The organism is Hydrogenophaga sp. 70-12 (assembly GCF_001897365.1).
GTDB lineage: Bacteria > Pseudomonadota > Gammaproteobacteria > Burkholderiales > Burkholderiaceae_C > Hydrogenophaga > Hydrogenophaga borbori.
Map to the genome: position 1 here is coordinate 1 of NZ_MKSS01000376.1, position 6,129 is coordinate 6,129.

Below are 6,129 nucleotides of genomic sequence, written 5' to 3' on the forward strand. Positions count from 1 at the left end.
CACGCCGGCGGTGTTCGCCATCGCGCTCGCCGTGGCGCTGACCGGTCCGCTGCTGTTCGGCTGGCCCTGGCTGACCGCCGTCTACAAGGCGCTGGTGCTGCTGGTCATCGCCTGCCCCTGCGCGCTGGTGATCTCCACCCCGGTGACGGTGGTGAGCGGCCTGGCGGCGGCGGCGCGCCGCGGCATCCTCATCAAGGGCGGCGTGTACCTGGAGGAGGCGCGCCGCCTGCGCGTGCTGGCCGTGGACAAGACCGGCACCATCACCGAAGGCAAGCCGCGCCTGGTGGCGCAGGCCCTGCTGCCCGGCGCGCTGGCGCCCGAGCGGGTGCTGACCATCGCGCGCAGCCTGGCGGCGCGCTCGGACCACCCGGTGTCCAAGGCCATCGCGGCCGGCCTCGACGGCCCCGCCGCGCCCGTCGACGGCTTCGCCGCCGAGCCCGGCCGCGGCGTGCGCGGCCAGGTCGAGGGCCAGGCCTACGCGCTGGGCAACCACCGCTGGATGGAAGAGCGCCGGCAGTGCTCGCCCGAGCTGGAGGCGCTGATGCGCGAGCACGAGGCCCAGGGCCGCACCGTTACCCTGCTCGCGGGCGCCCAGGGCGTGCTGGCGCTGTTCGCGGTGGCCGACACCACCAAGGCCAGCAGCCGCGAGGCCATCCAGGCGCTGAACGCGCTGGGCATCGGCACGGTCATGCTCACCGGCGACAACCCGGCCACGGCCCAGGCCATCGCGGCCCAGGTGGGCATTCGCGAGGTGCGCGCCAACCTGCTGCCGCAGGACAAGCTGGAGGCCATCGAGGCCCTGCGCGCCCAGGGCGCCGTGGGCATGGTGGGCGATGGCATCAACGACGGCCCCGCGCTGAGCGCCGCCACCATCGGCTTCGGCATGGGCGGCGCGGGCAGCGACACCGCCATGGAGGCCGCCGACGTCATCGTCATGAACGACGACCTGCGCAAGCTGCCGGAGACGGTGCGCCTGTCCCGGCGCACGCACACGGTGCTGTGGCAGAACATCGCGCTGGCGCTGGGCATCAAGTTCGTCTTCCTGCTGCTCGCGCTGTTCGACGACGCCACCATGTGGATGGCGGTGTTCGCCGACATGGGCGCCAGCCTGCTGGTGGTGTTCAACGGCCTGCGGCTGCTGCGGGCCAAGGCTCAGTAGCCGAAAAACACGGCGCTGGAGGTGTCGACGTGGTGGCCGCTCAGCAGCAGCTCACTGCCGTCCCGCGTCATCGCGGTGGCCAGGCCGAGCCACTGGTTGCTCAAGGGCGTGGGCGCCTTCAGCCGCGCCTTGAGCACCAGGGGCTGGCTGGCGTCGGGGTTCGCCACGAAGCAGTACGCCGCACCGGCGTCGACCGGCGATTCGAGCCCTTGCGCGTCGTCCAGCGCGACCTCCGCCGCCCGCTGCAGGCCCTTGTGCCGGGCGCCGTCCTCGCTGGCCCCCACGAGCAACTGCGGCCCGTTGGCGCTCACCAGGGACACGCTGATGCCGAAGCGGTCGTTCGCGCGCGGCGTGTGCGCCAGCAGGACCGAGTGCTCGCTCCAGACCGCGCCCTGGCGCCGGTACACGATCACCTGACCCGCGGCTGAACGGATCGGGCCGCCGTCCTGCGGGTCGTAGCCCTTCTCGGCGTAACCCACCGCCAGCCAGTCGCCGCCCGCGCCCATGGACACGGCGCCACCGAAGCCTCGGTAGGCGGGCGATGAAGGAGCGGGGTTGGGCGTCACCGGCGAGGACCGGTTGGCCTGCGGCGCAAAACCCGCGGCCAGCGGGGCCGGCTTGGCCGCGCCGGACCAGAGCCAGGCCAAGTCGTAGATCAGCACGCCGCCGGCCAGTTGCCCGTTGAAGGACGCGCGCGGCGCGCCCACGGCGATCCACTGGGCCGACGGGTCCGTCGCGAGGGCCGCACCGAAGAACACGCCGGTCGATCCCGGCTGCACCGGCGGCTTCACATAGGCCTTGAAGCTGTAGAGATCGCCGCTGGCCGCGTACGCGTACACCGCGCCGCGGTCTTCGGCGCTGCGGTCGTTCAGGGCGTCCGCCTCGGCCGTGCCGTAGCGGTAGGCGTCGCCGTCCGCGCCGCCGTCCTCGTTGGGCGCGCCGACGATCAACTGCCCCTCGTTGCCGATGGCGACCGCAGTGCCGAAGGCGTCCTTCGCCCCGGCGTTGGGGGCCTTGATGCGCGCCACCAGGTTCCAGCCACCGCCGCTGGCGTGGCGGTACACCTGCACCGCGCCCGAATCGTTCACCGGCGCGGTGCCCACGGGCGGGTTGGGGTTGACGCCATCCAGGGCGCTCGGCGCGTCGTCGCCCGGTACGCCCACCGCGAGCCAGTGCCCATTGGCCGACAAGGCCACGCTGGCGCCGAAATGGTCGAGCGCTGCGCCGTTCGCCCGCGCCAGCGTGAGCGGCAGCGGCGACCAGGCGGCGCTGTCCACCGCGCGCTCGTACAGCAGCACCATGCCGCGCTCACCGTTGGCGCCCGGCAGGCCCACCGCCAGCACCTGGGTATTGCCGCGCTGGCCGCTGGCCATGGCGCGCGCCACCTGGGTGCCGTCGTCGACGTCGGCGGTCGCCGAGACGACGGCGCTGGCGAGGTCCCCACTCACCACGGCGGTGCCCCGGCCCAGGTCGCAGCCGCTGGCACCGCAGGCGGTGACGCGGTACCGGTGGTTCACCGCCTCCACCAGGCTCAGGTTGGTGAAGGTGATCGATGGCCCCTGCGACTGCGCCACTTCGGCGAAGCGGTCGGTGCCGTCGAGCGCATCGGCGTCGCGCTCGATGCGGTAGCTGGAGGCGCCGGCGACGGCGGGCCAGTCGAGCTTCAGGCCGCGTTGTGGCACGGCGGTGATGCTGAGGTTGAAGGCGGTGGAGCCGCCGGTGCCCGGATCGGGAATCGCCCCCGTGCCCGAGCCCGGGGGCGGCGACGCCGGTGGCGAGCCCGAGGGGGGCGGCGGCGCGGGCGGTGGCGGCGGCGTCGGGGCGCCCGGAGCGGGGCTCGGGCTCGGGCTGGGGCTCGGCGTGGCCGACGAACCGCCGCCCGATCCGTCGCGGTGGTTGGGGTCGTCCACCCCACCACCACAAGCACTCAGATACGCCACCGCCATCGCGGCCGCGAACCACCGCATCGAACGACGCGCCATCTGCATTCCTTTTTTTTTGGTTGAGTAGTCGAGAAGGCTCAGTAGCCAAAAAAGATCACGTTCGGGAAGAGCGCGCGCGGGTCGCCGTCGTACATGCCGCTCAGCAGGAACTCGTTGCCGTCCTGGGTCAGGGCCGTGGCCTGGCCCAGCCACTGCTGGTTCTGCGGATCGGGCGACTTCAGGCGCGCCTTCAGGGTCAGGGGCCGGCTGGGGTCGCTGGCGTTCCCGACAAAGCAATAGGCCGCGCCGGCCTCCGCTGGCGACGGCAGGTTCACGGGCACGATGTCCGCCGCCCGCATCACGCCCTTGTGCGGGGCACCGTCCTCGGGCGCACCGACGAGCAACTGGGGCCCGTTGGCGCCATTGACCAGGGCCAGGCTGGTGCCGAAGCGGTCGTTGGCGCGCGGGGCCGGCGCCACGGGCGAGGAATGCCAGGCCCAGGTGTTGTTCTGGTAGCGGTACACGGCCACCTGGCCCGCGTTCGCGGGCAGGGTCTGCCCGGTCTGCGGCACCAGGCCGCCCTTCTCGGCGTAGCCGGCGGCCAGCCAGTTGCCATCGGTGCTCATGGACAGGGCGCCGCCCAGGCCACGGTAGGCGGGGGACAACGGGCTGGTGCTGGCGTCCACGCAGCGATCGCCCCCGGGGCCGAAGGTTTGCAGCAGGTTCCACCGGGTCCAGGGAGGATCGCCCTGCGGGCCCCACGACACCCTGTAGAACGACACGCCCCCGGCGAGCGCGCCGTCGTACGACGCGCGGGGCGCGCCCACGGCCACCCGCTGCCCGGCCGCGTCCATGGCGAGCGCGGCACCGAAGTACATCGACGACTGAGAAGCGTCCGTGACGTACGGCTTCACGTAGGCATCGAAGGCATAACCCTGGCCGGTGTTCACGTAGGCGTACACGGCGCCCCGGTCCTGCCTGTTGGAGGGGCCATCGCCCAGCTCGGGCGCGTCGGCGGAGGACGGCTGGTACACGCCGGGGTCGGCCGCGCTGTCCTCGTTGGGCGCGCCCACGAGCAGGTTGCCGTCGTTGCTGATGGCCACGGCGGTGCCGAAGGCGTCGCCCGCCCCCGCGTTGATGGCCTTGAAACGGGCGTCAGGCGCCCAGCCCTGACCCGCCACGTACTGGTAGACCTGCACCGCGCCCGAGTCCTGCACGTCGCGCGCCAGCGCCGAGGGCTGGGGATTGACGCCCGTGCCGGCGCTCGCGTGGTCGTCGCCCGGCACGCCCACCGCCAGGTACAGGCCGTTGGGCGACAGGGCCACGCTGGCGCCGAAGAAGTCGCCCAGGGCCGCCTGCGGCAGCGACAGGGTCTGGACCTCGGTCCAAGCCCCGCCAAACGGCGCGCGCTCATAGACCTTGACCAGGCCCATGCCCTGGTTCGCCCCCGGCAGGCCCACGGCCAGCACGTGCCGCACGACGTCCTGGTCGCGCAGGGCCGTGGCCATCGCGCGCGCCCGGTTGCCGCCGGCATCGTCCACCGGGTTGGACAGGCTGTCGACCGCGGCGGCCAGGTCGCCGCTCACCGTGGCGACCGCCGTGCTCAGGACGGCGCCGCTGGGCGTCATGGCACTGACGCGGTACTTGTGGTTCATCGCCTCCGTCAGGCGCAGGTCGGTGAATGTGCGCGTGGGCGGCGCCGAAGACGGGACGAAGCCGAGCGCGCCGGAGCCGAAGTTGTCGACACCGTCGCTGGCATCCACGTCCCGTTCGATCCGGTAGTAGTCGGCACCCGCCACGGCGGTCCAATCGAGTTTCAGGCCGCGCTGGGGCACGGCCGTGATGCTGAGGGCGAATGGGGTGCTTCCCGTGCCGGCGCCGGGATCGGGAATCGGCGCCGAGCCCGAACCCGGCGGCGGCGCGGCCGGCGGCGTGCCGGCGGGCGGCGGCGCGGGGACGGGCGCCGGGGCTGGCGAGGGCGAGGGCGCCGCACCGCCGCCCGGAGCGGGACTGGGACTCGCACTGGGGCCCGCCGCGCCGCCCGATCCGCCACCACCACTGGCGGCATCGCCCCCGCCACCGCCGCAAGCGGTCACGGAGACCAGCGCCATCGCCGCCGCGAACCACGCCATCGATCGACGCACCGTCTGCATGCCGTATTCCCCAGGAAGCCGGGCCCACGCACGCCCTTGGGAACCCCCGCAAGCGCGACCGGGCGGGCCCGCCACCCGGTCAAGCCACAAGGTAGCCAGACGGCACGCGCGCGGGTATCCGCAGCCCGGCCGAGACCGCCCCGGCTGGACGGCCGACGGCCCGATGGTCAAAGGTCAGAGGGGCTGCTGATCGGGCTCGTCGGCCTGCAGGGGCGTGGCCTGCGCCAGGGCGAGCCATACGCCCAGGGGCAGCTGCGGCACGGCGCGGCGCGGCGCCTCGCGGCGCAGCTCCCAGCCCCCGGCCGCGCCCGCGTCCACCAGCACGCCACAGTCCTCGGGCACGTCGCGCTCGTCGCCGACGGGGCGGCCCTTGGCGTCGCGGCCCAGCACGTACCAGACCGCGCCCGCCATGCCGAGGTAGGCCGCGCGCTTGTCCGGCTTGCGCCGGTCGGACAGCAGGTCGGCGCGGCTCACCTTGATCTCGTGCACCACGGGCTCCAGCCAGTCGGCGCGCGAGCTGCGGCGGATCGAGTACACGTCCGGGCAGGCCACCACCCAGTGATGGGCCAGCGGTTCGCCCTCGCGCGGCAGCGGCGCGCGCAGCGCCAGCCCACACCAGGCCAGCCGGCCCGCGCGCGCCTGCTCCAGCGCGACGCGCTGCACCAGCGCCTCGTGCGCCGACAGCGCCGCGCGGTTGCGCGCGTAGATGCGCGCCAGCAGCGCGATGCCCGCATCGCTCACGCGCAGGTGCTCGCGCCCGGCGCCGTCGAAACAGCGCTGCAGGCAGCCGGCCGCGATCAGCTCGACCTCGATCGGATCGTGGCAGGGCCAGCCCGCCGAGCGGTGCATCTCGCGCAGGCGCTGGTGGTGGCGCCGGGTCAGGGGAAGCGGCAGT

The 6,129-nt window shown here is 73.9% G+C and carries 4 protein-coding genes; 1 reads left to right on the plus strand and 3 read right to left on the minus strand.

Translation table 11 applies throughout. The annotated features are described in order from the left end of the window. On the plus strand, window positions 1–1,159 hold a 1,159-nt coding region (locus tag BGO22_RS19250; RefSeq protein WP_286852238.1), incomplete at its 5' end, for a heavy metal translocating P-type ATPase. Here the strand turns inward: BGO22_RS19250 and BGO22_RS19255 are convergent. From BGO22_RS19255 to BGO22_RS19265, 3 genes are all read right to left on the minus strand, one after another. Then, window positions 1,153–2,841 (minus strand): hypothetical protein, encoded by a 1,689-nt coding sequence (locus BGO22_RS19255; protein WP_139147031.1) that lies wholly within the window; start codon window positions 2,839–2,841, stop codon window positions 1,153–1,155. The two genes, BGO22_RS19250 and BGO22_RS19255, sit on opposite strands and share 7 nt — an antisense overlap. A gap of 338 nt (window positions 2,842–3,179) precedes the next feature. After that, window positions 3,180–4,916: an FG-GAP repeat protein gene (locus BGO22_RS19260; protein WP_070398952.1), complete on the minus strand. Its 1,737-nt coding sequence runs from the start codon at window positions 4,914–4,916 to the stop codon at window positions 3,180–3,182. Window positions 4,917–5,408: 492 nt separating this feature from the next. Further along, a partial coding sequence (locus BGO22_RS19265; protein ID WP_353744366.1) for a hypothetical protein occupies window positions 5,409–6,129 on the minus strand: 721 nt, incomplete at its 5' end.